Source organism: Pedobacter sp. UYP30 (assembly GCF_040547165.1).
GTDB lineage: Bacteria > Bacteroidota > Bacteroidia > Sphingobacteriales > Sphingobacteriaceae > Pedobacter.
Genome location: NZ_JBEPPD010000057.1, coordinates 1 through 1385 on the forward strand (window position 1 = coordinate 1; position 1385 = coordinate 1385).

Annotated in this window: 1 protein-coding gene; it reads left to right on the top strand. The window is 46.5% G+C overall.

Annotated features, from left to right (window positions below):
* Positions 1–79 precede the first annotated feature (79 nt).
* Positions 80–1282, top strand: a complete 1203-nt coding sequence (locus tag ABIB40_RS20635; protein ID WP_354361840.1) for an IS4 family transposase — start codon at positions 80–82, stop codon at positions 1280–1282.
* The last annotated feature ends 103 nt before the right edge of the window (positions 1283–1385 follow it).

A 1385-nucleotide genomic window follows, 5' to 3' on the forward strand; every position in this document is an offset into this window, starting at 1 on the left:
CACTAGTGTCCGATAAAAAGGCGGCCAAATTGATGACCGCCTAAATAATCGTAATTTTGTCTTGCAAACTAAAAACACGATGGGCAAAAGTAGCTATTTTTCGAGTAAATCTGTTTTCGGACAGCTGATTTCATTGATTGATGACCATCATATAAGATCGGCGGTCAAAAAGAGCGATTCAGATCGCTACGTGAAGCGTTTCAAGACAAAGGACCACCTGATAAGCATGTTGTTCTGTTCGTTCGCCAAGTGCAACTCACTTCGGGAGGTATCGGGGGCAATGTTGGGCCTATCGGGCAAAACGGGAGGTTTCCAGTTGAGCCACATCCCCAAAAGGAGCACCTTATCGGATGCCAACAAGAACAGGAAGGTCGATTTTTTTGAGGACATGTACAATAAGCTCCTGCACCAGTACGGCCCCGTGTTATCGGACAGCCGGATCCTGGATGTTCTGAAAAAACAGGTCAAGATCGTGGACAGCAGCACCGTAAGCTTGTTCAAGGCCATTCTGAACTGCGTGGGGAGAAAGCCTAGGGACGGGAAGAGCAAGGGCGGCATCAAAGTCCATTCGGTGATAAACGCCGATGAGAAAGTCCCCAGCCTGGTATGGTTCAGCCCCGCCACCACGCATGACCACAGCTTTCTGAAGAAACTGAAATGCGATGAAAACACCATATACGTGTTCGACAAGGGCTATAACGACTATGTCGCCTTCAAGCATTTCACAGACCGGGGAACGGGTTTCGTGACCCGGATAAAGGACAATGCGGCCTACAATGTAGAGGAGGAACTCCCGATCGATGGATGTATCCACAGCGGGGTGCTGATGGACGAGATCATCGAACTGGATGTCAAGGGGGAAGGTGGCAAAACCTCAAAACTGAGGTTGAGGAAGGTAAGGTTCTATGACAGGGAACACAAGAGAGAATTTGAGTTTATAACCAACCTGTTCGATCTGAGGGCGGATATGATCGCCGCCCTGTACAAGGTCAGGTGGCAGATCGAGCTGGTGTTCAAACAGCTCAAACAGAACTTTCCTCTGAAATATTTCCTTGGGGACAACGAGAACGCCATCAGGATACAGATATACTGTGTGCTGATGGTCAACCTGCTGCTGAGTGTGATAAAGAACAGACTTAAGAGAAGTTGGGCGTTCTCGAACCTGGTAAGTTTCTGCAAGATCCATCTATTCAACTATATCCAGCTGATGAGGTTCCTGGAAAACCCTGAAAAGGACTGGATTATAGACAAGGGAGAGAGTGAACAGATGGCGCTGTTTTGACAGCCTACTTTTCAAAGTTTCCGAAAACAGAAACATAAACAACTGTAAAACAATATATTGAAAAACAAAATTTATAAATTCTAGCTTTTATCGGACATTAGTG

What these genes read in the sequence shown, in the direction of transcription:
- ABIB40_RS20635 (WP_354361840.1), top strand. Translation starts at nt 80, where the DNA reads ATGGGCAAAAGTAGCTATTTTTCGAGTAAATCTGTTTTCGGACAGCTG.